At 61.5% G+C, this 24,918-nt stretch carries 26 protein-coding genes; 14 read left to right on the top strand and 12 right to left on the bottom strand.

Features of this window, described 5'->3' with window-relative positions:
- Positions 1–5 precede the first annotated feature (5 nt).
- A complete protein-coding gene (locus BFP95_RS00500; protein WP_065908926.1) occupies positions 6–425 on the bottom strand; it encodes a polyribonucleotide nucleotidyltransferase in 420 nt (139 codons plus the stop codon).
- Between the two features lie 254 nt (positions 426–679).
- Between BFP95_RS00500 and hrpB the strand changes: the two genes are divergently transcribed.
- On the top strand, positions 680–3,187 hold the full coding sequence (gene hrpB / locus BFP95_RS00495) for an ATP-dependent helicase HrpB (RefSeq protein WP_065880400.1): 2,508 nt from the start codon (positions 680–682) through the stop codon (positions 3,185–3,187).
- Between the two features lie 27 nt (positions 3,188–3,214).
- On the opposite strand, the gene BFP95_RS00490 is transcribed toward hrpB, so the two are convergent.
- Together BFP95_RS00490 and BFP95_RS00485 are read right to left on the bottom strand one after the other, a co-directional pair.
- Positions 3,215–4,303, bottom strand: coding sequence for an endonuclease/exonuclease/phosphatase family protein (locus BFP95_RS00490; protein WP_065908923.1), 1,089 nt, complete (start codon positions 4,301–4,303; stop codon positions 3,215–3,217).
- Between the two features lie 40 nt (positions 4,304–4,343).
- Positions 4,344–5,003, bottom strand: a complete 660-nt coding sequence (locus BFP95_RS00485; protein ID WP_065891202.1) for a YciC family protein — start codon at positions 5,001–5,003, stop codon at positions 4,344–4,346.
- A gap of 178 nt (positions 5,004–5,181) precedes the next feature.
- Between BFP95_RS00485 and BFP95_RS00480 the strand changes: the two genes are divergently transcribed.
- From BFP95_RS00480 to BFP95_RS00470, 3 genes are all read left to right on the top strand, one after another.
- Positions 5,182–5,949 carry a DUF2076 domain-containing protein gene (locus BFP95_RS00480; RefSeq protein ID WP_065908921.1) on the top strand — a complete coding sequence of 256 codons (768 nt, stop codon included), beginning with the start codon at positions 5,182–5,184 and terminating at the stop codon, positions 5,947–5,949.
- Positions 5,950–6,066: 117 nt separating this feature from the next.
- Positions 6,067–6,543, top strand: coding sequence for a LabA-like NYN domain-containing protein (locus BFP95_RS00475; RefSeq protein ID WP_065873655.1), 477 nt, complete (start codon positions 6,067–6,069; stop codon positions 6,541–6,543).
- A gap of 41 nt (positions 6,544–6,584) precedes the next feature.
- Positions 6,585–7,196: a 3'-5' exonuclease gene (locus BFP95_RS00470; RefSeq protein WP_065873654.1), complete on the top strand. Its 612-nt coding sequence runs from the start codon at positions 6,585–6,587 to the stop codon at positions 7,194–7,196.
- Between the two features lie 221 nt (positions 7,197–7,417).
- Here the strand turns inward: BFP95_RS00470 and BFP95_RS00465 are convergent, their stop codons facing one another.
- Positions 7,418–7,879 (bottom strand): Lrp/AsnC family transcriptional regulator, encoded by a 462-nt coding sequence (locus BFP95_RS00465; protein WP_065873653.1) that lies wholly within the window; start codon positions 7,877–7,879, stop codon positions 7,418–7,420.
- A 160-nt stretch (positions 7,880–8,039) separates the two neighbouring features.
- Between BFP95_RS00465 and yedA the strand changes: the two genes are divergently transcribed.
- Positions 8,040–8,936, top strand: coding sequence for a drug/metabolite exporter YedA (gene yedA / locus BFP95_RS00460; protein WP_065873652.1), 897 nt, complete (start codon positions 8,040–8,042; stop codon positions 8,934–8,936).
- Between the two features lie 48 nt (positions 8,937–8,984).
- Positions 8,985–10,319, top strand: coding sequence for a DEAD/DEAH box helicase (locus tag BFP95_RS00455; RefSeq protein ID WP_065873651.1), 1,335 nt, complete (start codon positions 8,985–8,987; stop codon positions 10,317–10,319).
- A 121-nt stretch (positions 10,320–10,440) separates the two neighbouring features.
- Here the strand turns inward: BFP95_RS00455 and BFP95_RS00450 are convergent, their stop codons facing one another.
- Positions 10,441–11,667, bottom strand: coding sequence for a TIGR03862 family flavoprotein (locus BFP95_RS00450; RefSeq protein WP_065873650.1), 1,227 nt, complete (start codon positions 11,665–11,667; stop codon positions 10,441–10,443).
- A gap of 170 nt (positions 11,668–11,837) precedes the next feature.
- Positions 11,838–12,758 carry a histone deacetylase family protein gene (locus BFP95_RS00445; protein WP_065908919.1) on the bottom strand — a complete coding sequence of 307 codons (921 nt, stop codon included), beginning with the start codon at positions 12,756–12,758 and terminating at the stop codon, positions 11,838–11,840.
- 75 nt (positions 12,759–12,833) lie between these two features.
- Here BFP95_RS00445 and BFP95_RS00440 point away from each other — a divergent pair, with 75 nt between their 5' ends.
- Genes BFP95_RS00440 through BFP95_RS00430 form a run of 3 tightly spaced genes read left to right on the top strand, consistent with a single transcriptional unit; the run spans position 12,834 to position 14,910 of the window.
- Positions 12,834–13,403, top strand: a complete 570-nt coding sequence (locus tag BFP95_RS00440; protein ID WP_065908917.1) for a GNAT family N-acetyltransferase — start codon at positions 12,834–12,836, stop codon at positions 13,401–13,403.
- A gap of 41 nt (positions 13,404–13,444) precedes the next feature.
- Entirely contained in the window at positions 13,445–14,314 is an 870-nt protein-coding gene (gene tesB / locus BFP95_RS00435) for an acyl-CoA thioesterase II (protein WP_049711414.1), read from the top strand.
- Positions 14,311–14,910: an HAD family hydrolase gene (locus BFP95_RS00430; RefSeq protein WP_065908914.1), complete on the top strand. Its 600-nt coding sequence runs from the start codon at positions 14,311–14,313 to the stop codon at positions 14,908–14,910. Before tesB ends, BFP95_RS00430 begins: the two co-directional genes overlap by 4 nt.
- A 29-nt stretch (positions 14,911–14,939) precedes the next feature.
- Here the strand turns inward: BFP95_RS00430 and BFP95_RS00425 are convergent, their stop codons facing one another.
- The 3 genes from BFP95_RS00425 to BFP95_RS00415 are packed head-to-tail and all read right to left on the bottom strand — an operon-like array spanning position 14,940 to position 17,261.
- Positions 14,940–15,914, bottom strand: a complete 975-nt coding sequence (locus BFP95_RS00425) for a hypothetical protein (protein ID WP_065873646.1) — start codon at positions 15,912–15,914, stop codon at positions 14,940–14,942.
- On the bottom strand, positions 15,915–16,802 hold the full coding sequence (locus BFP95_RS00420) for a KPN_02809 family neutral zinc metallopeptidase (RefSeq protein ID WP_065873645.1): 888 nt from the start codon (positions 16,800–16,802) through the stop codon (positions 15,915–15,917). It lies immediately after the preceding gene.
- A gap of 45 nt (positions 16,803–16,847) precedes the next feature.
- Positions 16,848–17,261, bottom strand: a complete 414-nt coding sequence (locus tag BFP95_RS00415) for a membrane lipoprotein lipid attachment site-containing protein (RefSeq protein ID WP_049711418.1) — start codon at positions 17,259–17,261, stop codon at positions 16,848–16,850.
- A 199-nt stretch (positions 17,262–17,460) separates the two neighbouring features.
- On the opposite strand from BFP95_RS00415, the gene BFP95_RS00410 reads away from it, so the two are divergent.
- Positions 17,461–18,339, top strand: coding sequence for a DMT family transporter (locus tag BFP95_RS00410; protein ID WP_065880391.1), 879 nt, complete (start codon positions 17,461–17,463; stop codon positions 18,337–18,339).
- A 1-nt stretch (position 18,340) separates the two neighbouring features.
- Here the strand turns inward: BFP95_RS00410 and BFP95_RS00405 are convergent, their stop codons facing one another.
- On the bottom strand, positions 18,341–19,675 hold the full coding sequence (locus BFP95_RS00405) for an MFS transporter (RefSeq protein WP_065873643.1): 1,335 nt from the start codon (positions 19,673–19,675) through the stop codon (positions 18,341–18,343).
- Positions 19,676–19,885: 210 nt separating this feature from the next.
- Here BFP95_RS00405 and quiC point away from each other — a divergent pair, with 210 nt between their 5' ends.
- Positions 19,886–21,787 carry a 3-dehydroshikimate dehydratase QuiC gene (gene quiC, locus BFP95_RS00400; RefSeq protein ID WP_065873642.1) on the top strand — a complete coding sequence of 634 codons (1,902 nt, stop codon included), beginning with the start codon at positions 19,886–19,888 and terminating at the stop codon, positions 21,785–21,787.
- A 77-nt stretch (positions 21,788–21,864) separates the two neighbouring features.
- Complete coding sequence (locus tag BFP95_RS00395; RefSeq protein ID WP_049711422.1) at positions 21,865–22,506, top strand: TetR/AcrR family transcriptional regulator; 642 nt, start codon at positions 21,865–21,867, stop codon at positions 22,504–22,506.
- 138 nt (positions 22,507–22,644) lie between these two features.
- Here BFP95_RS00395 and BFP95_RS00390 read toward each other — a convergent pair whose 3' ends face one another.
- Positions 22,645–23,499, bottom strand: a complete 855-nt coding sequence (locus tag BFP95_RS00390; RefSeq protein ID WP_065873641.1) for a shikimate dehydrogenase — start codon at positions 23,497–23,499, stop codon at positions 22,645–22,647.
- Positions 23,496–23,945, bottom strand: coding sequence for a type II 3-dehydroquinate dehydratase (gene aroQ, locus BFP95_RS00385; RefSeq protein WP_065873640.1), 450 nt, complete (start codon positions 23,943–23,945; stop codon positions 23,496–23,498). The genes BFP95_RS00390 and aroQ overlap by 4 nt, the downstream gene beginning before the upstream one ends.
- 206 nt (positions 23,946–24,151) lie before the next feature.
- Here aroQ and BFP95_RS00380 point away from each other — a divergent pair, with 206 nt between their 5' ends.
- Together BFP95_RS00380 and BFP95_RS00375 are read left to right on the top strand one after the other, a co-directional pair.
- Positions 24,152–24,673 carry an RNA polymerase sigma factor gene (locus BFP95_RS00380; RefSeq protein ID WP_049711425.1) on the top strand — a complete coding sequence of 174 codons (522 nt, stop codon included), beginning with the start codon at positions 24,152–24,154 and terminating at the stop codon, positions 24,671–24,673.
- Between the two features lie 63 nt (positions 24,674–24,736).
- On the top strand, positions 24,737–24,918 hold a 182-nt coding region (locus tag BFP95_RS00375), incomplete at its 3' end, for a FecR/PupR family sigma factor regulator (protein ID WP_139115284.1).

The raw sequence follows: 24,918 nt of genomic DNA, 5'->3' as shown, positions 1-24,918 counted from the left end.
ACTCCTTACGCAGCGGATTGCAGGCCCAGGCTGGCGAGCTGTTGCACGCTGCCTTTGAACTGGATCATGCGCGGGTCGTCCAGCGGCAGGGTGCGGCCGGTTTCTTTCTGAATGATGCTTTGCAGCTTGGCATTGTCGACCTTGCCGTCGGCGCCGATGGCTTCGTGGAGTTTTTCCGGGGCGACTTGGGCGGTCTTGCCCGGTTCGAAGTAGATGGCGCCGGTGGCGAAGTCCACACCAAAGGCGATCAGGCCTGGGATTACGTAGAACAGCAGGCCCACGGCATCGAGCACGGCAATCGTCGGGTCGATCTTGCCGTCGATCTGGCCGCGGCGGTCCGGGTAGAAGATCGATCCGCAAGCCGTCAGTTGGCTCAGCAGGGTGACGGCGAGGACACCGCCAATGACACGGGAAGCGATACGCATAAAAAATCTCCTGAACACGATTGAAAGGTGACTATAAGCCAGATCTACCAGGCGACGATGTTCAAATGTGGGAGCGGGCTTGCTCGCGAATGCGGTCTTTCAGTTAATACATCTGCTGACTGATCCACCGCATTCGCGAGCAAGCCCGCTCCCACATTCAACCGTGTTCCCATTAGGATCGGGTTGTGTCTTTGAGACCAGCGTCGGCATCCGGCAGTTCGCCGTTATACTCGCCGCTCTGCTTTGGAGCCAGTATGAATTCGTTGCCGATTGATGATGTTTTACCCGCCCTGCGTGACGCCTTGGCGAATCGCCATGAAGCCGTGCTGGAAGCGCCGCCCGGCGCCGGTAAAACCACCCGCGTGCCCTTGGCCTTGTTGAATGAGCCATGGCTGGCCGGGCAAACCATCCTGATGCTCGAACCGCGTCGCCTGGCCGCCCGCGCCGCTGCCGAGCGCTTGGCCAGCGAGCTGGGTGAAAAAGTCGGTGAAACCGTCGGTTATCGCATTCGGCTGGACAGCAAAGTCGGCCCCAACACGCGCATCGAAGTGGTCACCGAAGGCATTCTCACTCGCCGCCTGCAGGACGACCCGGCGTTGGACGGCGTGGGCCTGCTGATTTTCGACGAGTTCCACGAGCGCAGTCTCGACGCCGACCTGGCGTTGGCCCTGAGCCTGAACGGCCGCGACCTGTTTCGCGATGAGCAGCCGCTGAAAATCCTGCTGATGTCCGCCACCCTCGAAGGCGAACGCCTCGCCAGCCTACTGGACAACGCGCCGATCCTGCGCAGTGAAGGGCGCATGTTCCCGGTGCAGATGCGTTGGGGGCGGCCGTATCAGGCGGGTGAATTTATCGAGCCGCGCCTGGTGCAGACCATCCTTGAAGCCCTGCATGACGAAACCGGCAGCGTGCTGGTGTTCTTGCCGGGGCAGGCGGAGATTCGGCGGGTCAATCAACAACTGGCCGACGCCCTGGGTGATCGTACCGATGTGCTGCTGTGCCCACTGCATGGCGAACTGGATTTGAACGCCCAGCGCGCTGCTATCGATCCCGCGCCCGCTGGCAAACGCAAGGTCGTGCTGGCGACCAACATCGCCGAGACCAGCCTGACCATCAATGGCGTGCGCGTGGTGATCGACGCCGGCTTGGCCCGCGTGCCGCGCTTCGACCCGGGCAGCGGCATGACCCGCCTCGACACCCAGCGCATCTCCCGCGCCAGCGCCACGCAACGGGCTGGCCGGGCAGGGCGCCTGGAACCTGGTGTGTGTTATCGCTTGTGGTCCGAGGACCAGCATGAAGGCCTGGCTGCTTACGGCAGCGCGGAGATCCTCGCCGCCGACCTGGCGGGTTTGGCCTTGCAGTTGGCGCGTTGGGGTGTGACGCCTACACAACTGGTGTGGCTGGATGTACCGCCGACCGCTGCGTATGCCCAGGCGCAGGACTTGCTGATGCGCCTCGGCGCCATGAATGAAGGCACACTCACCGCGCACGGCCAGAAGATGGCCGAGTTGCCTGCTCATCCACGTATTGCCCATTTACTCTTGCGCGGGCAGGACTTGGGGCTCGCGGCGACGGCGTGTGATGTTGCCGCCCTGCTGGGTGAGCGCGACATCTTGCGCGGTGGCGGCGCGGATTTGCACAGCCGCCTGGCGCTGTTGTCCGGCGAAGAACGTGCGCGTGGCACGCAAGGCGGCGTACAGCGCGCCAAGCAACTGGCCCGGCAATATCGCGGCTACCTGAGAGGCAAGGCCACGCAACCGGTGGTCGATCCCGATCACCCGCGCTGGCTCGGCGCCTTGCTCGCCCTGGCCTACCCGGACCGCGTCGCCCAGCAACGCCGTCCCGGTGGCGCCGAATACCGTCTGGCCAATGGCCGTGCCGCGTTGTTCGCCGAGGCCGACAGCCTGATGAAGCAACCCTGGCTGGTGATCGCCGACCTGGGCAGCCGCCAGGGCCAGCGTGAAGAACGCATCTACCTGGCAGCGGATTTTGATCCGGCGCTGTTCGACACGGTGCTGGCCGAGCAAGTGCGCAATGTCGACCAATTGGATTGGGACGAGCGCGAAGGCGTCCTGCGCGCCGAACGCCAACGCAAAGTCGGCGAACTGGTGCTCAGCCGCGAACCACTGACCGGCCTCGACGAATCCGCGCGCAGCCAGGCGCTGGTCAACCTGGTGCGCCGCAAAGGCCTTGAACTGCTGCCGTGGACGCCTGAGCTACGGCAATGGCAGGCTCGCGTCATGCTGCTGCGCCAACTCGACGCCGGCAAAACCAGCGAATGGCCCGACATCAGTGACAGCGCCTTGCTCGCCAGCCTTGAACACTGGCTGATGCCGTACTTGGGCAAAGTCTCGCGCCTGAGTCATTTCGCCAACCTGGATATCGCCAGCTACCTGCACAACCTGCTGCCGTGGCCGCTGCCACAGCGCCTCGATGAACTGGCTCCGCAGCATGTGAAAGTGCCGTCGGGTTCGTCAGTGCGCTTGGACTACAGCGAACACCCGCCGATTCTGGCAGTGCGTTTGCAGGAATTGTTCGGGCTGGCGGACACCCCGCGCATTGCCGGCGGGCGTCAGGTGGTGAAGTTGCACCTGCTGTCCCCGGCGCGGCGGCCGGTACAGGTGACCCAGGACCTGGCGAACTTCTGGCGCAGTACCTACGCCGACGTGAAGAAGGATTTGAAGGGGCGGTATCCGAAACATTACTGGCCGGATGATCCGTTGGTGGCCGAGGCGACGGCACGGATCAAACCGCGAAAGTAGGCGCAACAGCTATCTATGTGGTGTGGGTTATTGCGCGGCGGGCAGCAGGAAGCGTGCGATCACCGGCAAATGATTGGAGATGCGCAGCGTGTCTTCCTGGCGCACCTTGGCTTCCACCCGCTTGATCCGTGGGCTGTAGAACAGGTAATCCAACGTGCGATCTGGGCCGTCCACGCTCGGGTCATTCGGGAAGTGCGTCAGCCATTTCTCACGGTCGATGCCGCTGGATTGGCTGTTGCTGGGGATCATCGGGTATTTGTCCCACAGCATATGCAGCTCGCTGTCCGGCGAATATTGCCCGCGCTTACCGGCGTCCAAACGCAGGAATTGACCCAGGGGCAGCAGGTTGAAATCCCCGCCGATCAGCCAGGGTGTGCCACGGCCTTCGAGTCTGTCCAGCAGTTTGACCGTGGTTTTTACTTGCTCCTGCACCGCGCTGCGTCCGGGGGCATCGCCGTCCAGGCGCGTGTTGATCACTGCCAGTTGGCCGCCGTCGCTGAGCGGCAGGTAGGTCAGCAGCAAGGCCGGCTTGGGTTGGAACTGGCGGCTGAGGATATTGGCCTCGGATGCCGGCAATTGCAGGCGTTCGGCGTGTTCGATCTGGTAGCGGCTGAGGGTCGCCAATTTGCGGCCGACACTGCCGAAGATATGCAGGTTTGGCACAAAGTCGGCTTTCCAGTCGAACGTCTGGGCACTGCACGGGTAGAGGTCGACCAGGCGTTCCTGCAAAAGGGCGAGCTGGTCTTGGTAGTGGGAAGGCTTGGCGTTTTCGTCGAGTTCCTGCAGCAGCAGGATGTCGGGTTGTTCGTCGCGAATCACCCGCGCCACTTCGTCGAGGCTGGCGGCCATGTCTTCAACCGTGGGGCGATCATCGGGGCCGCTGCCGTCGGCGGTGTCGTACCAGAACACGTAGTTCTTGCCGGCCAGGTATTGCACGTTCCAGGTCATGACCTTGAGCGCCTGCCCCGGCAGCAAGGTCGGCGCACGCGGGGCGACGCAGCTCACCGGCAGGGTTTCCTTGGCCTCGGGGCGCCAGGTCAAGCTGTAGATCAAGGCCGTCAGCAGGCCCGCGACGATCAGCAGGCCCAGCAGGGTGATGCGCAATAAACGGGTCATCGGCTCGGCTTATAGCGTTTCAAGAGTGGTGCGGAGCATATCACCGCGCGTCGGCATCGCCACCGATCAACATGAATAAACGGAACAGCACCACGCTGGTAAACAGTTGAAGGAAGCTGTGGGCGCTGTCCATCAATAGGCCCAGCAGCGGCGCCGGTTCTGGATAGGCTGCCACGCTGGCGCCTTTGAGCAGCCACAACGGCGTCATCACGCACAGCAGGCACACCAGGATTCGCCAGAAATGCCCACGGGTCAGGCGGAAGCTTTCCTTCATGGCCTCCAGCGCCGGCATGCCGCGCAGCACCAGCAAGTATTCGGCGAACGCCAGCACCACCATCAGCCACAGGCCCGGCAGGAAGTACAGCGACAGCCCCAGCAGAATCAGCAGCGTGCTCATGGCCGTCAGCAGGGCGAAGCGCGGCCACAGGGTCAGGGCCATGGCCCATACGTCCTGGTTGCGCGGCGACTCGCCACGGGTGCGGGCATCCAGGAACAGAATCAACGCGCCGGTGTACAGCGGGTAGACCAGCAACCCCACCACCACGCTGTAACCGGGGAACGCGTCCGGGCCGACCATGTGGTTGAGCACCTGTTGCAGCAGGGCTTCGAGAATCACCAGCGGCAAACATAGCTGGACGATGGCGCCCAGGTTGTGTCGGGTGAAACGCAAGGAGTCGCGCAATACGTCTAACGGATTCATCAAGTTCATCGCAGGCCTGAAAGCAAGGGCAACACTTTAACCGATCAAGGCTGGCGGTACGCAAACGTAAACCTTGAGTAAAGACCATTGAAACAACTCGTAACACCCCCATAACTGAGACAGCGCCTGATTAAAGGCGAGACCACGATTTTTCTACCGGCAATCTAACGAGGTCGCCATGAACAGCGAAGAGCAAACCCTGATCGATGGACTGTTTTCACGGTTGCAGCAAGCCGAAACGGACTCAGCCCCCCGCGACGCCCAGGCCGAAGCGCGGATCAAGGAGCACATGACTCGCCAACCGGCGGCCGGGTATTACATGACCCAGTCGATCCTGGTGCAGGAACACGCGCTCAAGACACTCGACGCGCAGAACAAACAACAGGCGCAGCAAATCCAGCAATTGCAGGAGGAGTTGCAACGGGCCAAATCCGCGCAACCCACCGCTTCGGGTGGCGGTGGTTTCTTGTCGAGCATCTTTGGCGGAGGCGGTTCACGTGATTCGCAACCGGCACAGAGCGCGCCGGCCTCTTCCGGCGGCGGCTGGCGTGAACCGGCGCGGCCTTCCTTTGGCCAGCCTGCGCCGCAGCAAAACTACGGCGCCCCGCAGCAGAGTTATCAACAGCCACAGCAAGCGCCAGCCGCTCCAATGGGCAGTGGTTTCCTCGGTGGCGCGTTGAAAACTGCTGCCGGTGTGGCCGGTGGTGTGATGTTGGCAGAGGGCATCAGCAGCCTGTTCAACCACAACTCGCAACAGCCGCAAGTCGTCGAGGAAATCATCCGCGAAGAGCCCGCGCCTGCCAGTGACAGCGGCAACTGGGGCAACGATGACCAGAAGTTTGCCGGCAATGACAACTGGGGCAACGACAACGCCTCGGACAGCTTTGCCGACAGCGATTACTCCGACGATTCTTCTTCCTTCGGCGACGACGATTCCTTCGTCTGACGCACCTTGACCGGGGTGCTTCGTCGCCCCGGTCTGATTTTTCCCGGAAACGTTCTCGCGGCTGGCATACTGGCAGCCTTTCCGGGCGCTGGCGCCTGGCTGTCATGAGGAAGTGCGGTGAAGAAAATTGCAGTGTTCGCCGATGTGCAAAACCTCTACTACACCGTCCGCCAGGCCTATGGTTGCCACTTCAACTACGCCGCCCTGTGGGCTGACATCAGCTCGCGGGGGCAGATTGTCGAGGCCTATGCGTACGCCATCGACCGCGGCGACAGCAAGCAGCAGCAATTCCAGCAGATCCTGCGCAACCTGGGCTTTACGGTAAAACTCAAACCCTACATCCAGCGCAGCGACGGCTCGGCCAAGGGCGACTGGGACGTGGGCATCACCCTCGACATCATGGACGCCGCCGACCACGTCGACGAAATCGTGCTGGCCTCCGGCGACGGTGATTTCGACATGCTGCTCGACCGCATCATCCACAAGCACGGCGTTGAAGCCGTGGCTTACGGCGTGCCGGGGCTGACGGCCAACTCACTGATCCGCGCTGCCAGTCGCTACGTACCCATCGAAGGCGCGTTGCTGCTCAAATAAGCGCTGCGGCTTAATACATTGTTAGACGGAGTTGGAACAGGTTGGAACGTATAGCGGTCATCGACTTTGAAACCACCGGCATCACCCCGAGCAGCCACTGCCGCGCTACGGAAATCGCCGTGGTTATCCTGGAACGCGGCCAGATCGTGGACCGCTACCAGAGCCTGATGAACGCCGGGGTACGCGTCCCCGGTTTTATCGAACAACTCACCGGCATCAGCAACGCCATGCTGCGCAGCGCACCGCCGGCTGAGCGGGTTATGAATGAAGTCAATGAATTCGTCGGCACCACGCCCTTGATGGCGCACAATGCCGCGTTCGACCAGAAGTTCTGGGACTACGAACTGGGCTTGATCCGCCGCACCCGCCTGCAGAAATTTGCTTGTTCGCTACTGCTGGCTCGCCGGTTGATGCCCACCGCGCCCAACCACAAACTCGGCACGCTCAACGCCTTCGCCCAACTGCCCCACACCGGCAAGGCTCACCGGGCGATGGCGGATGCGGAGATGGCCGCCAACCTGACCGCGCACCTGGCCCAGCAACTGCGCGGCACCCACGGCCTGCGCGAACTGTCCCATGAGTTGCTGTGCACCTTGCAAAAAGTGCCGGCGGCGAAGATCAATGAGCACCTGAAGAAACATCGCGGGTTCTGATCCGCCTTTGTAGTGAGCGGGCTTGCCCCGCGCTGGGCCCCAAAACCTGGCACCGAGTGCTAACTGAAAAATCGCGGCGGCCTTATTGGGGCTGCTTCGCAGCCCAGCGCGGGGCAAGCCCGCTCACTACAGCGCCCGATCCACCACCCCGTGGTTGACCGCGTGCAGTCCAGGTAACTCGGTTCATTGTGGGAGCCGGGCTTGCCCGCGATGGCGGTGGGTCAGCCGCCACTCTTCCCGATCCCCTCCAACTGCCCCAACGGCACCCGCCGCTCTATCGCGCTCGACAAAATGATCGAGGTCTTGCTGAACCCGAACTTCGCCACCCGATTAATCAGGTTTTCCAGCTCCGGCATGGTGCCCACTGCCGCTTGCATGATCACGCACGGATCACCCGTTACCCGATGGCACTCGGTCAGCTCAGGGATCTGCGCCAAGGCGTCGTAGGTTTTTTGGCTGCCATGGTTAGTCAGCCGCAACTCCATCACGCATTGAATCGGCAAGCCGACTTTGGACAGGTCCACCTTGGCCTGATAACCGGTGATCACGCCACTGGCCTCAAGCTTCGCCACTCGCTCAGCGACGGCGGGGGCGGAGAGGTTTACCTTGCGGGCGAGTTGCGCGTAGGAGGCGCGGCCGTCTTCGAGCAGGGCGCTGAGGAGCAGGCGGTCGTATTTGTCCATGATAAGGCTCCGGTAACGCGTGGCTTTCGAAAGCATGGCTTATAGCGCTGATTACCATGCTTTGAAAAGTGTATGGGCGGTTTAAACAGGTTTTGTAACTTATGTTTATCGACCTGCTTTTTTAGAATAAGCCTCCCTACATCTGCCATAGAGCTGCTCAATGCCTGGCCCACGTCGCTTTCCCTTACCGTTGATCGCCGCCTTTTTTGCGTTGTATGTGATCTGGGGGTCTACCTACCTGGTGATCCGGATTGGTGTGGAGTACTGGCCGCCGTTGATGTTGGGTGGGATTCGCTTTTTGCTGGCGGGCGCGGCGATGTACGGCTATTTACGCTGGCGCGGGGCGCCGGCGCCGACGTGGGAGCAGTGGAAGGCCGCCGCCAAAATCGGCATTTTGCTGCTGACTTTCGGCAACGGCGCGGTGACGTTGGCCGAACACTCGGGTGTGTCGTCCGGCGTTGCCGCACTGGCCGTGGCCACCGTGCCGTTGTTCACCTTGCTCTGTGGCTATTTCTGGGGCGCGCGTAATACCCGTCTGGAATGGGCCGGGGTGGTCCTGGGGATTATCGGCATCGCCATGCTCAACATGGGCAGCACGTTGCAATCGAGCCCCACGGGCGCTGCCTTGCTGTTATTTGCTGCCGCTTCGTGGGCATTTGGTTCGGTGTGGAGCCGGCGCTTGCCGCTGCCTCAAGGGGCCATGGCCAGTGCCGCAGAAATGTTGGTGGCCGGCGTCACGTTGTTGATCGGCAGCGCGTTGACCGGTGAACGCCTGCAGGCTATGCCACCGCTGGAAGGTTGGCTGGCCCTGGCTTATCTGGCTGTATTCGGTTCGATCATCGCCTTTAACGCTTATATGTACCTGCTCAAGCATGTACGCCCGGCGGCGGCTACCAGCTATGCCTACGTCAACCCGGCGGTGGCGGTGTTGTTGGGGATCGTATTCGTGGGCGAGACCATCGGCATGGAAGAAGCCCTGGCCATGTTGGTGATTATCAGCGCGGTGCTATTGATCAGCCTGCCCCAGTGGCGCAAGCCGAGGCCGGAAATAAGGTAAACTGCGGCGCATTACGCCCTTGCGCTGAATTTTTCCTACGGTAAATACATGACTTTCGCCACCCTTGGCCTGATCGAACCCTTGCTGCGCGCCCTTGAGACGCTTGGCTACCAGACCCCGACGCCGGTGCAGGCGCAAGCCATTCCGGCGGTGCTGGCCGGTCGCGACCTGATGGCCGCGGCCCAGACCGGCACCGGCAAGACCGCCGGTTTCGCCGTGCCGCTGCTGCAACTGTTGACGATGGAAGGGCCGAAAGTCGCTGCCAACTCGGCGCGTGCGCTGATCCTGTGCCCAACCCGCGAGCTCGCCGAACAGGTTCACGCCAGCGTTGCCGAGTACGCGCAAAACCTGCCGCTGACCACTTACGCCGTGTACGGCGGCGTGAGCATCAACCCGCAGATGATGAAGCTGCGCAAAGGCGTCGACATCCTGGTCGCTACGCCTGGCCGCCTGATTGACCTGTTCCGCCAGAACGCGCTGAAACTCAACCAGTTGCAAACCCTGGTGCTGGATGAAGCCGACCGCATGCTCGACCTGGGCTTCTCCGAAGAGCTTGCCAACATTTATCGCATGCTGCCGAAAAAGCGCCAGACCCTGCTGTTCTCCGCCACCTTTTCCGACGAGATCCGCACGCTGGCCGGTCAGATGCTCAACGACCCGCTGACCATCGAAGTCAGCCCGCGCAACGTCGCCGCCAACACCGTGAAGCAATGGGTGGTGCCGGTGGACAAGAAGCGTAAGGCTGAGCTGTTTGTGCACCTGATGCGCAAAGGCCGTTGGAAGCAGGTGCTGGTGTTCGCCAAGACCCGTAACGGCGTGGATGCGCTGGTGGATAAGTTGCAAGGCCTGGGCATCAATGCCGACGGCATCCATGGCGACAAGCCGCAAGCCACCCGTCAACGTGCGCTGGACCGTTTTAAATCGAGTGATGTGCAGATCCTGGTGGCTACCGATGTGGCGGCCCGTGGCCTGGACATCGAAGACCTGCCGCTGGTGGTCAACTTTGACCTGCCGATTGTGGCCGAGGATTACATCCACCGCATCGGCCGCACCGGGCGTGCGGGCAATACCGGTGAAGCGATTTCCCTGGTGTGCGCCGATGAGGTGAACATGCTATCGGCCATTGAGATGCTGACGCGTCAGACGCTGAGCCGGCATATGGAGCAGGATTTCGAACCGGAGCATCGCGTGCCGGACACCGATGCCAGCGGGCAAGTGGTGAAGAAGCCGAAAAAACCGAAGAAGCCTAAAACGTCGGGTGGTGGCGGTAAGCGCAACCTGGGTAAGTGGGTGGACAGTGGGGATGCGGCACCGGTGGAGCCTTCGATCAAACCGGTGCGCAAGGTGCCTGTGTTTAATACTGGGCCGCGTAAGAAGAAGTGATTGTGCGGCGTTGCTGATGGCCTCATCGCAGGCAAGCCAGCTCCCACATTTGACGGTGTTCACACATCAAAATGTGGGCGCTGGCTTGCCTGCGATGGCGGCTCTAGATTCACCACACATCTCAGCGGTTAAGCCATTCCAGCATGCCACGCCCAGCCGCCCGTCCGCTGGCAAAGCATCCCGTCAGTAGGTAGCCCCCCGTCGGCGCTTCCCAATCCAGCATCTCCCCCGCACAAAACACCCCCGGCAATTGCTTGAGCATCAAGCGCTCATCCAACGCCTCAAACGGCACGCCGCCTGCCGTGCTGATCGCCTCATCCATCGGTCGCGTCTTCACCAGCGTCAACGGCAGCGCCTTGATAGCCACCGCCAGTTGCGCCGGATCGTTGAAGTGCTCTGCCGGTGCCAACTCACGCAACAGCGCCGCTTTCACCCCATCCAACCCCAACTGACTGTGCAAATGCTTGCTCATCGAGCGCGAGCCACGTGGCTTGGCCAAGGCAGCCTGGACCTTATCCAGCGGTTTGCTCGGCAACAGGTCGATGTGCACCGTGGCCGAACCGTCGCGGTTGATCGCTTCGCGAATCGGCGCCGACAGTGCGTAGATCAAACTGCCCTCAATGCCGGTGGCAGTGACCACACATTCCCCTAACCGAGGCTTGTCATCCCCCAAGCCGATGGCGACGTTTTTCAACGGCGCACCGGCGAATTTACTGACCATCAATTCGCTCCAGGCCGACACCTCGAAGCCACAATTACTGGGTTGCAATGGGATGTAAGGCACGCCTTTGTCTTCCAGCAACTTGAGCCAGGCACCGTCAGACCCCAGCCGCGACCAACTGCCGCCGCCAAGGGCCAGCAACGCTGCATCGCTGTGGACAGTTTTCTCGCCATCCGGGCTGTGGATAAGTAAGTCGCCCTCGGTATTCCAGCCCACCCAGCGATGGCGAGTGTGGATAACCACGCCTTGATCGCGCAGGCGCTTGAGCCACGCACGCAGTAGGGGAGCGGCTTTCATGTCCGTAGGAAATACGCGGCCGGAGGTGCCGACAAAGGTTTCGATGCCCAAGCCATGAATCCATTCGCACAACGCTTCGGCACCAAACCCACGCAACAAGGGCGCCATATGCGGCGCGCGCTCGGCGTAACGTGACAGGAACGCCGGGTACGCCTCGGAATGGGTGATGTTCATGCCGCCCACGCCGGCCAGCAGGAACTTGCGCCCCACCGAGGGCATGCCGTCGTACAGGTCCACGCGCACGCCTGCCTGGCTCAAGACTTCAGCAGCCATCAGCCCGGTAGGGCCGCCGCCGATAATGGCAACGTGAAGAGCAGGGGTCTGAGGCATGGGCTGGGCTACGGTCGCTGAATAGGCCGAGCATTCTACCCGAGGACGGCACAACTGCCTGATCAAAAAATGTACAACTTCCTACAGGCCATACTGCTTCTGGCTTTCAGGCGCTTACGCTCAACTTATCCACAGGTGGTTCCACAGGCATTGTGGGTAACGCCCACGGTTCAATGACAACCTGATGACGTCCACACCCGTTGCGCACTGTGGTGGAGGATGCCGTGGCGGCGGGCGAGGGCCGGGCGGTCCTTGCTGTAGCCGCCGCCGATCACGCCCATCACCGGGATGTCGCGGCCCAGGCAGTGGCGCATGACGCTTTCGTCGCGGGCGGCGACGCCTTGGTCTGTCAGCTTGAGGTAACCGAGGGCGTCGTCTTTATGTACATCGACGCCCGCGTCGTACAACACCAAGTCCGGTTGATAGAGCGGCAACAGGTAGTTAAGGGCGTCGTCCACCACCTTGAGGTAATCGGCATCGCCCATGCCCATCGGCAGCGGAATGTCCCAGTCGCTCTGGGCTTTGCGCGCCGGGAAGTTCTTTTCACAGTGCAGCGACACGGTGATGGCGTCCGGCGTGTCGTGGAGGATGCGCGCGGTGCCGTCACCCTGGTGCACGTCGCAGTCGAAGATCAGCACGCGGTTGACCCGGCCGCTGGCCAGCAGGTAATGGCTGATCACGGCCAGGTCATTGAAGATGCAAAAACCGGCCGGGTAATCGTAATGCGCGTGATGGGTGCCACCGGCCAGGTGGCAGGCCAGGCCGTGTTCCAACGCCTGTTCCGCCGCCAGGATAGAGCCGCCGACTGCACGCACGGTGCGCCGGGCCAAGGCTTCGCTCCAAGGCAGGCCGAGGCGCCGTTGGTCTTCGCGGGACAACTCGCCGCTCATATAGCGCTCGATATACCCAGCGTCATGGGCCAGGGCCAGAATTTGCGGTGGGCACAGTTGTGGGCGCAGCAGTTGGCTGTCGTCGGTCAGTCCCGTGGACACCAGGTGGTCGCGCAACAGGCGGAATTTGTCCATGGGGAAGCGATGGTCCGCCGGGAACTCGGGGCTGTAGTCATCGTGGTAGATCAATGGCAATGGCATGGGATTTTCTGACGGGAACCTGCGACGGATCTTACCAGCGCTGTACACTCACGCACATGGCAAGGGAGGGGACCCATGGAGCCGATACTCGAATTGGAAAGCGCACGGCTGGTGCTGCGCCAATGGCGCGACAGCGACCTGCTGGAGTTTGCGCGCATGTGCGCCGACCCGCAGGTGATGCGCTATTTCCCGGCCAAGCTGAGCCATCTGGAAAGCGCTGCGTTGATCGGCCGGATTCGTGGTCATTTCGCCGAATACGGCTTTGGCCTGTGGGCATTGCAGCGCAAGGACACCGGTGACTTCATTGGCCTTACCGGGTTGCTGAATGTCAGCTTCGAAGCGGATTTTACCCCGGCGGTGGAAATCGGTTGGCGCCTGGCTCGCGAACACTGGGGCCTGGGTTACGCCAGCGAGGCGGCGTGGACCGCGCTGCGCTGCGGTTTCGACCGCTTGCAACTGGACGAAATCATCGCCTTCACCACGCAATCCAATCTGCCATCACAAAAAGTCATGCAGGCCATCGGTATGCATTACGATCCCCAGGCAGATTTTGAACACCCCAAGGTCGCAGCCGATGACCCGCTGCGCCATCATGTTTTGTATCGCATCACCCGCGCCCAATGGTTGGACACGCTGCACGGATAAGCAGCCCGGAATGCCCTATCGATTGTTGTAGGAGTTGCTCTATGAGCCAAGTATTGGAAGATCTGGTGGACTTGCTGACCCTGGAGCCGATCGAGGAAAACCTCTTTCGCGGCCGCAGCCAGGACCTGGGTTTTCGCCAACTGTTCGGCGGCCAGGTGCTCGGCCAATCCCTGTCGGCCGCCAGCCAGACCGTAGAAGAAGCGCGGCACGTGCATTCCCTGCATGGTTACTTCCTGCGTCCTGGTGATGCGGCGTTGCCGGTGGTGTATTCAGTGGACCGCGTACGCGACGGCGGCAGTTTCAGCACACGTCGTGTGACGGCGATCCAGAAGGGCCACCCGATCTTTACCTGCAGTGCCTCGTTCCAGTACGACGAACAAGGCTTCGACCATCAGACCACCATGCCCGTAGTGGTCGGCCCGGAAAACTTGCCGTCCGAGCTTGAGCTGACCAAACAGCGTGCGCACTTGATCCCCGAGCATATGCGCGACAAGTTGCTGTGCCCCAAGCCGATCGAAGTGCGCCCGGTCACCGAAAAAGACCCGTTCAACCCGCAGCCATCCGACCCGGTCAAGTACGTGTGGTTTCGTGCCGACGGCGCGTTGGCCGACGCGCCGGCGCTGCATAAGTACCTGCTGGCCTACGCCTCTGACTTCGGCCTGTTGACCACCTCGTTGCTGCCCCATGGCAAGACCGTGTGGCAGAAAGACATGCAGGTCGCCAGCCTCGACCATGCGCTGTGGTTTCACGCTGACCTGCGCGCCGATGACTGGTTGCTGTACGCCATGGACAGCCCGTGGGCCGGCAATTCCCGTGGGTTCTCCCGGGGCAGCGTGTACAACCGCGCCGGGCAACTGGTGGCCTCGGTGACCCAGGAAGGCTTGATTCGCCATCGCAAGGACTGGGCATGAGCCTGGCGGACGTTACGCACTGGGTGTTCGACATGGATGGCACGCTGACGGTGGCCGTGCATGATTTTGCGGCCATTCGCGTGGCCCTGGAGATCCCGCCCGAGGACGATATTCTCACGCATCTGGCGGCGTTGCCCGCGGATGAGGCGGCGGCCAAGCATGCCTGGCTGCTGGAGCATGAGCGCGAGTTGGCGCTGGGTTCGGTCGCCGCAGATGGCGCGGTTGAGTTGGTGCGCGAACTGGCCGGGCGGGGCTATCGGCTGGGCATCCTGACCCGCAATGCGCAGGAGTTGGCCCACGTTACGTTGGAGGCGATCGGCCTGGCGGACTGTTTTGCCATCGAGGATGTGCTGGGGCGTGATGATGCGCCGCCGAAGCCGGACCCGGGTGGTTTGCTGAAACTGGCGGTAGCCTGGGATGTCGCGCCGAGCGAGATGGTGATGGTCGGCGATTACCGCTTCGACCTGGATTGCGGCCGAGCGGCAGGTGCGCGGACGGTGTTGGTTAACGTGCCGGAAAACCCGTGGCCGGAGTTGGCGGATTGGCATGCCGAGGATTGCGCGGCGCTGCGCCGGATGATCCAGCCCAGACAATAGAGATCAAATGTGGGCTTCTTCAGGGGGGGTTATTGGAACAGTACCTTCTGGCCCTCCGGCGACGTAAACATCCCATCCCCGTTATGCCCCACTCCAGGCACTTCCACCAACCTGTGGCCCAACTGCGGATGCCGCTGCTGGAGGTAGTCAAAATAGTTGTGCCCGCGAATCAGGCGATACGCGCCTTGGGTCTCGGCTTCACAGCTTTTATCCAGTGCCGGGTGGTTTGGGTCGGTGTCCTGCTGGCCCAGTAGATAGGTAACGTTGCGTGACACATAAACCCGCTCAAGCTGTTCGGCACTCTGGCCCTTGGCGTAGGCCGGCAAGTGTTGCATGCCATATTTCCAGTCGTCGAAGCCTGGGCAGTTGGCCGCGTCGAACTTCAGCGGGCGCTGTGGGCTGAAGTAGGCGTAGGAAGACGGATTGGCCACCACATAGCGCAAGCGGATGCCTTCGGTCAGGAGGGTAGGGTGTTCGTGCCCGGTGAGGGCGAAACGCTGCACCACTTGGCCGCCGCCGGAGTGGCCAGCCACCACAATTTCTTTCAGCGCCGGGAACAGCGTGCGATTGCCCAGGTGCTTGATGATCTGGTCGAGGGCGCCGTACGAGCTGACCTGGCCAGGGCCGGTCGAGGACTCGCCGGCCATCCAATCATTGCCCTTCCAGCGCAGTACCTGGTTGTCCAAGTGGTTGCGCTTCACGTCGAACTCATTCAGAAACTGCGGCGCTATCACCAGCGTATGGGCAGCTTGGCCTGCGTGTTCGGCGGCGTCTTCACCGCTTTGCAGGTAAGTCTGCGCGTTACGCAGGCGACCATGCACGATGATCAACGCACGGGTGACCTGGGGCAGCGGCTGGCGCCAGTCCTGGCTCACGCCGACGCTGAGGTCACCGGCATCCAGGTGAAAACGATCGGGACTCACGACGTTGACGCCATGTTCCGCGGCCAAGGTGGTAGAGCAGGCCAGCATCAAACCCAACAGCAATCCCAATCGTTTAGTCATCTAGAGACTCTTGGCCGTAAACGTATCGCATTGATTGATCTGGCCCTGGGCGAAGCCAGTCTTGAACCAGCGTACCCGCTGTGCCGAGGTGCCGTGGGTAAACGAGTCCGGTACTACACGGCCCTGACCCTGTTGCTGCAAGCGGTCGTCGCCAATCGCGTTGGCCGCATTCAGCGCTTCTTCAATGTCGCCGGGCTCCAGCCAGTTCAAGCGCTTTTGCGCACGGTTGGCCCACACCCCGGCGAAGCAGTCGGCTTGCAGTTCCTGACGGACCAGCAGGCCTCCGTCGCCTTCCATTTGCCGGCCCTGTTGGCGCGCGGCCTGGATTTTCGACGAGATGCCGAGCAACGTCTGCACGTGGTGCCCGACTTCGTGGGCGATCACATACGCCTGGGCAAAGTCGCCGGCGGCCTGGAAACGTTGCGACATTTCCCGGAAAAACTCCAGGTCCAGGTACACCTGCTGGTCAGCCGGGCAATAAAACGGACCGCTGGCCGAGGTGGCGCCACCGCAGGCCGAATTCACCCGGCCACGGAACAGGATCAGTTTCGGATTCTTGTAGGCCAACCCGTTTTCCTGGAACACCTGGCCCCAGGTGTCTTCGGTATCGCCCAGGACGGCCCGCACAAAATCGGCTTGCTCATCGTTGGCCGGCGGCGCCTGGCGCGATTGGGTGCTCACTGACGGTGCCTGTTCCATCTGGCCGGTCAACTGACCGAGGATCTGCATCGGGTCCTGGCCGGTCAGCCAGCCGATGCCGACGATCAGCACAATCGCCGTCAGGCTCAGGCCTTTGCCGCCACCAAAGCGCATGCCGCCCCCACCGCCGCCGCCGTCACTGCGGGCATCCACCACGTTGTCGCTGCGTCGGCCTTTTTTCCATAGCATGTGGGCAATCCTCTGGGTGATGACAGTGTTTGATTATGGTCGTTATTAGCGGCAATAGCCTTCGCCGGTATCGACAATCAGGCAGTCCTTTTTATCCGCGAGCCATTTCAGCCCGGTGGCGGCACCGTCGCCAGCCCGCAATAGCTGTGGACCGTCGGGGCGGGTGAAGGCGATGCCGTCTTCGGCGGCTTCACCCTTGAAGGTGCCCGAGTCATCGGCGTCCAGGCCGTATTGCATGGTGAGGATGTAATGACCACGGCCAATGCTGTCGTCCTTGGCGATGGTCAGGTTGAGGCCTTCGACGCCGATCCACTTGCCGACCCATTTGTCGGTGGGCGGGGTCTCTGGCACCAGGGTGGCCTGCACCGAAGCCGGGGCAGGTTTGGGTGCTTCCTTCGCTTCCTGATTGCAAGCGGTGAGCAGGGCAAGGGCAGACAGAACAAAGAGGGTTTTTTTCATAGCGGCAGGGCCTTGGTTAAAAAGTGTGCAATACGGCAATCAACGTGCAGCGTTGGACTCGAATCCCGTGATTTAGTGCGCTGTTCGCACGGTGTTTGGTTATGCTCTTGGGGCAGACTCCGGCCCAGCTGCTAGATTACCGGGTTGAGCGCTATTTCATTCAGTGCTCCGTGTTCAGCCCGTCACGCAAGAGAATTCAATGACCGTCAGTACTCCTCTATCCGGCGTCAACCATCCTTTCAAGGGCATCCTGCTGATTGTGCTGGCGACGTTCCTGTTCTCCAGCCACGACGCCTTGTCCAAATACCTGGCGGGGTTCTACCCCGTCGTGATGGTGGTGTGGGCGCGTTACCTGGTGCATACCTTGTTGATGGCCGGCATCTTCCTGCCGCAATCAGGCCTGCGTGTATTGCGCAGTAAACGACCGGGGATGCAGGTGGTGCGGGCGCTGTGCCTGCTGGGCACCAGCCTGTTTTTCACTGCGGCGCTGCATTACATCCCGCTGGCGGAAGCCACGGCGGTGAACTTCCTCGCGCCGATCCTGGTGACGGCGCTCTCGGTGCCTCTGCTCGGCGAGCACGTGACGCGCGGCCAGTGGCTGGCGGTCATCTGCGGGTTTGTCGGCGTGCTGATCATTATCCACCCCGGCGGCGAGCTGTTTACCCCGGCCGTATTGCTGCCGCTGTGTTCGGCGCTGTTCTTCTGCTTCTACCAACTGCTCACGCGCATCCTGAGTAAATTCGACACCCCCACCACCAGCAACTTTTTCGCCGGCCTGTGCAATACCTTGGTGATGAGTGCGATGGTGCCGTTCTTCTGGCAGGTCCCGACGCTGTGGCATGGCGTGTTGATGCTGGCCCTGGGTACCTGCGGGATGACTGCGCACTTGATGCTGACCCAGGCGTTCCGCTTCGCGGCGCCGGCCTTGTTGGCGCCGTTCGGCTATTGCCAGATCGTATTCGCGGGGTTGTTGGGCTGGCTGGTGTTCAACCATACCCCCGACTTGACCACGGTGGTCGGCATCGGGGTGATCTGCATGAGCGGGCTGGCCGCTGCCTGGCAGCAGCGGCGCAGGTAGATCAGACGTCTACGGTAGGAATCTTGCGCGGCGCCATGAAGTACATCCAGGTCAGCGCAATGAAGTACATCGCCGGGATCAGCGTGAACAACACGGTGTAGTTATTGTTGGTCACGGTAAGGATGTGGCCGACGATCTGAGTCATGAACATGCCGCCGATGGCCGCGCACATGCCGCCGAAACCAAACACCGTGCTCATCATGTGCTTGGGCGTGTAGTCCATCACCAGGCTCCAGATGTTGGCAGTCCAGGCCTGATGCGCGCCAATCGCCAGGGAGATGGCAAACACGGCGACCCACAGCTGGCTGGAGCCGGCCGCCATGATCACGCCGACGATGCAGCAGGCAAACAGCAGCATCGACAGCAGCCGCGCCTTGATCGAGTTCATGCCACGGCCGATCAGGAACGACGACAGAATCCCGCCTCCCACGCTGCCGAAGTCGGCGGTCAGGTAAATGATGATCAGCGGGATGCCCATCTGGGTGACGTTGATGCCCAGGTTGTATTGCTGGTTCAGGAACGGCGGCAGCCAGTACAGGTAGAACCAGAACACTGGCGCGGTCAGCGCATAGGCGATGGCGAAGGCCCAGGTGCCGCGCATGCGCAGGATGCGGCTGAAGGGTACGCCGGGTTGTTCCGGTTCGACTTCCCGTTGCACGTAGTCCAATTCGGATTGTTTAACCGTCGGATGGTCTTCCGGGTTGTAGTACTTCAAACCCCAGAACACTAGCCAGATCGCGCCCAGTGACGCCATGCACAGGAACGCTGCCTGCCAGCCCCACACGTGCAGGATCAACGGCAACAGCATCGGTGTCATCATCGCGCCCACGTTGGTGCCGGCATTGAAGATACCGGTCGCCACCGCACGCTCACCGGCCGGGAACCACAGGCGCGTGGTTTTGACGCACGCCGGGTAGTTGGCGGCTTCGGTCAGCCCGAGGATGAAGCGGCACACCATAAAGCCGACCGCCGAAGTGGCCAGGCCGTGGGCGCCCGTCGCCAGGCTCCACAGCAATACCGCGCAGAAGAACACGCGTTTCACGCCCACGCGGTCGATCAGTCGGCCCTGCAGCACAAAGCCGATGGCGTAGCCGACCTGGAACCAGAAGTTGATGTTGGCGTAGTCCATCGCCGTCCAACTCATCTCTTTGGCGAGGATCGGCTGCATGACGCCCAGCGCGGCGCGGTCGATGTAGTTCAGGGTGGTGGCGAAAAACACCAGGGCCAGCATGCCCCAGCGCGTTTTGCCCACGGCCAGGGCGCCGCGGATCTTGTCGCCGATGCCGGCGTGCGGGGTGCCTGGGCGCGCGGCCAGGGCGGAATTTTGCAGAGGCATGAGGTCGTACCCGTTTTTTGAAATTTTTATGGTGTGTTCTGGGTCTGTTGCGTCATCGATGGTGCGCAGTGGCTAAAAAATCGTCAATTCGCCAAACCGGCATAGTGTTCGATAATCGCACCAAAAACTAACCGGTTCGTACATTTTAATTGCTGCGTGTAGGCTGGGGGCGAATAATTTGCTGCAAACAACAATTGCCGGGAGTCGCCCATGCAACGTTCCATCGCCACTGTTTCCTTGAGCGGCACCCTGCCGGAAAAGCTCGAAGCCATTGCCGCCGCCGGGTTTGATGGGGTCGAAATCTTCGAGAACGACTTGTTGTACTACGACGGCAGCCCCCGTGAAGTCAGGCAGATGTGCGCCGACCTCGGCATTGCCATCACCTTGTTCCAGCCGTTTCGCGACTTTGAAGGTTGCCGCCGTGACAGGCTGGCGCGCAACCTGGAACGCGCCGAGCGTAAGTTCGACTTGATGCAAGAGCTGGGCACCGACCTGGTGCTAGTGTGCAGCAATGCGTCGGCCGACTGTGTAGGTGACGAGCGCATTTTACTCGATGACCTGAGCCTGTTGGCCGAACACGCCGGCCGCCGAGGCCTGCGCATCGGCTATGAAGCCCTGGCCTGGGGCAAGCATGTGAACACGTGGCAACAGGTGTGGAACCTGGTGCGTCAGGTTAATCACCCAAACTTGGGCGTACTGCTCGACAGCTTCCACACCCTGTCCCTGAACGGCGACCCGAGTGCCATTGCCGAGATCCCCGGCGACAAGATCTTTTTTGTACAAATGGCCGACGCGCCAATCCTGGCCATGGACGTCCTGGAATGGAGCCGACATTTCCGCTGCTTCCCCGGCCAGGGCGAATTCGACCTAGCGGGGTTCCTCGCGCCGATCATCAAGAGTGGCTACACCGGGCCCCTGTCCCTGGAAATCTTCAACGACGGCTTCCGCGCCGCGCCCACCCGTGCTAATGCGGCGGATGGCCTGCGCTCCTTGCTGTACCTGGAGGAGAAAACCCGCGAACGCCTGAAGCAGGAAGCACCGGCGCAACCGGTCGAGATTTTGTTTGATACCCCGGCCGCCAGCGAATACGACGGTATCGAATTCCTCGAATTCGCTGTCGATGAAAGCCTCGGCGCCAAGCTGACGCACTGGCTGGAACGCCTGGGCTTCGTCAAGGCCGGGCAGCATCGCTCCAAGAGCGTGAGCCTGCTGCGCCAGGGTGATATCAACCTGATCCTCAACTGCGAACCCTATTCTTTTGCCCACAACTTTTTCGAGGCCCACGGGCCGTCGTTGTGTGCCACCGCGATCCGGGTCAAGGACAGCGCCAAGGCGCTGGAGCGCGCGGTGGCCTACAAGGGCCAGCCGTATCGCGGCCTGGTCGGGCCTAACGAGTTGGAATTGGCCGCGGTGCGCGCACCGGATGGCAGCCTGATTTACCTGGTGGACCCAAGTGAAGGCACGCTGTACGACACCGACTTCAACCTGCAAACCGCTTCGACCACCAGCGGCGGCCTGTTGCGCATTGACCATATGGCGATGGCCCTGCCGGCCGACAGCCTCGACAGTTGGGTGCTGTTCTACAAGAGCCTGCTGGATTTCGAGGCCGATGATGAAGTGGTGCTGCCCGATCCTTACGGCCTGGTGAAAAGCCGCGCATTGCGCAGCCGGTGCAGCTCGATTCGCCTGCCGCTGAACATCTCCGAGAACCGCAATACCGCCATTTCCCATGCCCTGTCGAGCTATCGCGGCTCGGGAGTGCACCACATTGCCTTCGATTGCGCAGATATTTTCGCCGAAGTGAGCCGCGCCAAGGAGGCGGGGGTGCCGCTGCTGGATATCCCGCTCAACTATTACGATGACCTGGCGGCACGTTTCGACTTTGACGAGGAGTTCCTCAGCGAGCTGGCGTATTACAACGTGCTGTACGACCGCGACGCTCAGGGCGGTGAGTTGTTTCACGTGTACACCGAACCCTTTGAAGGGCGGTTTTTCTTCGAGATCATCCAACGCAAGAACGGCTATGCCGGCTACGGTGCGGCCAATGTGGCGGTGCGCTTGGCGGCAATGGCCAAATCGCGCAGCGGTGCGGTTCGCCAGGCGCGTTTATAACGGCAGGCCGGCGCTTTCTTTCAGGCAGCATCGCGGCCCATAATCACGGCCTGCACAACACTGGCCGTGAGCGCACCATGACCTCCGAGGCACCCCGCAAGAGTCGTAAGAACAACCCGGAAAAGACCCGCGAGAACATACTCCAGGAAGCCATTGTGGAGTTTGTCCAGCAGGGCCTTTCCGGCGCTCGCGTGGATGCAATCGCCGAGCGCATCCACACCTCCAAGCGCATGATCTATTACTACTTCGGCAGCAAGGAGCAGTTGTACGTCGAGGTGCTGGAAAAGCTCTACGGCGACATTCGCACCACCGAAACCCAGATGAACCTCACCGCGCTGGAACCGCGCGAGGCGATCCGTCGGCTGGTGGAATTCACCTTTGATCACCACGACCAGAACGTGGATTTCGTGCGCATTGTCAGCATCGAAAATATCCACAATGCCGAGTACGTGAAGCGCTCGGATGCGATCAAGGCGATGAACAGCAACATTCTCGAAGCGCTGGGCGCGACGTTGCGTCGCGGGGCCGAGATGGGGGTGTTTCGCGAGGGGCTGGAGCCGCTGGATGTGCATTTGCTGATCAACTCGTTCAGCTTTTACCGTGTGTCCAACCGCCATACGTTCAGCGAGATCTTTCAGATTGAGTTGTCGGATGAAGCGATTAAACAGCGGCATCGGGACATGATTTGTGACTCGGTGATGCGCTATTTGCAGGCTTGAGTGCGCGCGACTCTCAAGGCTGAAATGCAATCCCTGTGGGAGCGGGCTTGCTCGCGAATGCGGTGGATCAGTTAACACATTGAGTGACTGACACACCGCCTTCGCGAGCAAGCCCGCTCCCACATTTGGATTCGGTTACTACAGTGAAATGTTCATGCTCTGGAAGTGCGCCAACATCCGGTCTGCATCCGGCACCTCCCCACTGAACAACTCAAACGCCTTCACCGCCTGAAACACCGCCATGTTGCCGCCATCCAGCGTGCGGCAGCCCAAGGCGCGGGCGTCGCGCAGCAGCTCGGTCTCGAGTGGGAAATACACGATTTCCGCGACCCATAACTCAGTGCGCAACAGAGCGGCCGGCACCGGTGTGCCGGGCAGCTTGGCCATGCCCATCGGCGTGGTATTGACCACGCCGTCGGCCTCGGCCATCGCGTTCTCCAAGTGGTTGCCGACCTGGGCCCGGCCAGCACCGAAACGTTGCGTGAGGTTATCCACAAGGTCGCGGGCGCGATTGGCGTCCACGTCGAAAATGCTCAACTGCTCCACACCTTCCGCCAACAGCGCGTGGGCCACCGCTGCGCCCGCACCGCCAGCGCCCATCTGCACCACACGTTGGCGCGCCACGTCATTCAAGTTGCGTCGAAATCCTTCGGCGAACCCCAGGCAATCGGTGTTGTGGCCGATGCGTTTGCCGTCCTTGAACACCACTGTATTGACCGCACCGATGCCACGGGCCTCGTCGGACAGTTCATCGAGCAGCGGCAGGATCGCCTGCTTGCAGGGGTAGGTAATGTTCAGCCCGGTGAAGTGCATCAGCTCGGCGGCGTGCAGCAGGTCGGGCAGGGCGTTGATGTCCAAGTGCAAGGGCTCAAGGTCGATCAAGCGATACAGGTAGCGCAGGCCTTGGGCATCACCTTCCTGTTCGTGCAGGGCCGGTGTGCGGGAAGCCTGGATGCCGGCGCCGATCAGGCCAGCGAGGATGCGCGGTTTCATCGGGCCGACCCTTTGAGCAGATGGCTGAAATGTTCCAGGGCCAGGTGGTAGCCATGGCTGCCGAACCCCGCCAGCACCGCCTTGGCGATGGGCGACACAAAGGAGTGATGGCGGAACGCTTCACGGGCATGCACGTTGGACAAGTGCACCTCGATCACCGGCACTTCACTGGCTACCAGCGCGTCGCGAATGGCTACGGAGGTGTGGGTCCAGGCCGCCGGGTTGATCACGATACCGGCGCAACGGGCGCGGGCGCCGTGGATCCACTCAAGCAGTTCGCCTTCGTGGTTGGTCTGGCGAAATTCGATTTTCAGCCCGAGCTGTTCGGCGCTGCGGCCACACAGCGCGGCGACGTCGGCGAGGGTTTCATGGCCGTAAGTGGCGGGCTCGCGGGTGCCGAGCAAGTTGAGGTTGGGGCCGTTGAGCACCAGCACGATGGGCGGCATTGAGGGTTTCTCCACAGTTCTTGTTAGTTGTGTGGATAAAATGTACTGGTTAGTTAATTTGGTCAATTGATGGCGGCGGATGTGTTCGATAATCGAACCGTTAATCAGACCGTTCGTACAGTTGAATCAGATTAGATATCAATTGAAAATCATTCTCGACAACGCTTAAGATGCCGCCTGTTTCCTTAACATTCCAGGGAGTCGGTTTGTCGGACGTGGATCTCAAAGGCCTGTTTCTCAAGCACGCCGATACCCTGCGCGGGTATCTGGCGCGCAAGGTACGGGACCCGCAGTTGGCCGCAGACCTGGTGCAGGAGAGCTTCCTGCGCCTGGCGGAAAAACCGGCCGGCGAGCGCATCGACAATTCCCAGGGCTATCTCTATCGGACGGCGAGCAATCTGCTGATCGACCATATTCGCCAGGAAGCGCGGCGCAAGACAGACTCCGTGCCCCATGAGGCGCTGGCCGAGATTGAAGATGAAGTGGCCGGGTTGGAGGCTCAGGCAATGGCGCAGCAACAGCGACAGGCATTGAAGCAGGCACTGGCGGAGTTGCCGGAGCGCACCCAGCAGATTTTCCGTCTAAACCGCATCGAAGGCATGACCCACGCCCAGGTCGCCCGGCACCTGGACATCTCCGACAGCTCCGTGCAAAAGCACCTGGCCAAGGCCTTGGCCTACGTGATGCAGCGCTTGCAGGACGGCGAGGGGGTGCCATCCGACGAATGAGTTACCGAAATACGCCAGGTCAGACGTCACAGCGTTATATAACGAAAAATTCGAGATTCACACGTGAATAGCCAGGGTCCGCAACAGCACAGCATTACCGAGGCGGCCGCCGAGTGGGCGGTGCGCTTGCACGCCGGTGCCCTGACCGACCAGGAGCAAGCCGAGCTGCGGCATTGGATCGCCTGCGACAGTCGCCACGAAGCGGCACTGCGTTTTGCCGAACAGACGTGGGCGGCATTGGGCGA

Origin of the sequence: Pseudomonas sp. 58 R 12 (assembly GCF_900005865.1) — a bacterium.
Taxonomy (GTDB): domain Bacteria; phylum Pseudomonadota; class Gammaproteobacteria; order Pseudomonadales; family Pseudomonadaceae; genus Aquipseudomonas; species Aquipseudomonas tritici.
Note: the sequence above shows the minus strand (reverse complement) of the source record. Positions and strands in the feature narration are given on the sequence as shown.

What these genes read in the sequence shown, in the direction of transcription:
- tesB (WP_049711414.1), top strand. Translation starts at nt 13,445, where the DNA reads ATGAGCCAAGTATTGGAAGATCTGGTGGACTTGCTGACCCTGGAGCCG.
- BFP95_RS00425 (WP_065873646.1), bottom strand. Translation starts at nt 15,914, where the DNA reads ATGACTAAACGATTGGGATTGCTGTTGGGTTTGATGCTGGCCTGCTCT.
- BFP95_RS00430 (WP_065908914.1), top strand. Translation starts at nt 14,311, where the DNA reads ATGAGCCTGGCGGACGTTACGCACTGGGTGTTCGACATGGATGGCACG.
- BFP95_RS00500 (WP_065908926.1), bottom strand. Translation starts at nt 425, where the DNA reads ATGCGTATCGCTTCCCGTGTCATTGGCGGTGTCCTCGCCGTCACCCTG.
- BFP95_RS00390 (WP_065873641.1), bottom strand. Translation starts at nt 23,499, where the DNA reads ATGAAACCGCGCATCCTCGCTGGCCTGATCGGCGCCGGCATCCAGGCT.
- BFP95_RS00410 (WP_065880391.1), top strand. Translation starts at nt 17,461, where the DNA reads ATGACCGTCAGTACTCCTCTATCCGGCGTCAACCATCCTTTCAAGGGC.
- BFP95_RS00455 (WP_065873651.1), top strand. Translation starts at nt 8,985, where the DNA reads ATGACTTTCGCCACCCTTGGCCTGATCGAACCCTTGCTGCGCGCCCTT.
- quiC (WP_065873642.1), top strand. Translation starts at nt 19,886, where the DNA reads ATGCAACGTTCCATCGCCACTGTTTCCTTGAGCGGCACCCTGCCGGAA.
- BFP95_RS00450 (WP_065873650.1), bottom strand. Translation starts at nt 11,667, where the DNA reads ATGCCTCAGACCCCTGCTCTTCACGTTGCCATTATCGGCGGCGGCCCT.
- BFP95_RS00395 (WP_049711422.1), top strand. Translation starts at nt 21,865, where the DNA reads ATGACCTCCGAGGCACCCCGCAAGAGTCGTAAGAACAACCCGGAAAAG.
- BFP95_RS00490 (WP_065908923.1), bottom strand. Translation starts at nt 4,303, where the DNA reads ATGACCCGTTTATTGCGCATCACCCTGCTGGGCCTGCTGATCGTCGCG.
- yedA (WP_065873652.1), top strand. Translation starts at nt 8,040, where the DNA reads ATGCCTGGCCCACGTCGCTTTCCCTTACCGTTGATCGCCGCCTTTTTT.
- BFP95_RS00445 (WP_065908919.1), bottom strand. Translation starts at nt 12,758, where the DNA reads ATGCCATTGCCATTGATCTACCACGATGACTACAGCCCCGAGTTCCCG.
- BFP95_RS00420 (WP_065873645.1), bottom strand. Translation starts at nt 16,802, where the DNA reads ATGCTATGGAAAAAAGGCCGACGCAGCGACAACGTGGTGGATGCCCGC.
- BFP95_RS00465 (WP_065873653.1), bottom strand. Translation starts at nt 7,879, where the DNA reads ATGGACAAATACGACCGCCTGCTCCTCAGCGCCCTGCTCGAAGACGGC.
- BFP95_RS00415 (WP_049711418.1), bottom strand. Translation starts at nt 17,261, where the DNA reads ATGAAAAAAACCCTCTTTGTTCTGTCTGCCCTTGCCCTGCTCACCGCT.
- BFP95_RS00485 (WP_065891202.1), bottom strand. Translation starts at nt 5,003, where the DNA reads ATGAATCCGTTAGACGTATTGCGCGACTCCTTGCGTTTCACCCGACAC.
- hrpB (WP_065880400.1), top strand. Translation starts at nt 680, where the DNA reads ATGAATTCGTTGCCGATTGATGATGTTTTACCCGCCCTGCGTGACGCC.
- BFP95_RS00480 (WP_065908921.1), top strand. Translation starts at nt 5,182, where the DNA reads ATGAACAGCGAAGAGCAAACCCTGATCGATGGACTGTTTTCACGGTTG.
- BFP95_RS00405 (WP_065873643.1), bottom strand. Translation starts at nt 19,675, where the DNA reads ATGCCTCTGCAAAATTCCGCCCTGGCCGCGCGCCCAGGCACCCCGCAC.
- aroQ (WP_065873640.1), bottom strand. Translation starts at nt 23,945, where the DNA reads ATGCCGCCCATCGTGCTGGTGCTCAACGGCCCCAACCTCAACTTGCTC.
- BFP95_RS00440 (WP_065908917.1), top strand. Translation starts at nt 12,834, where the DNA reads ATGGAGCCGATACTCGAATTGGAAAGCGCACGGCTGGTGCTGCGCCAA.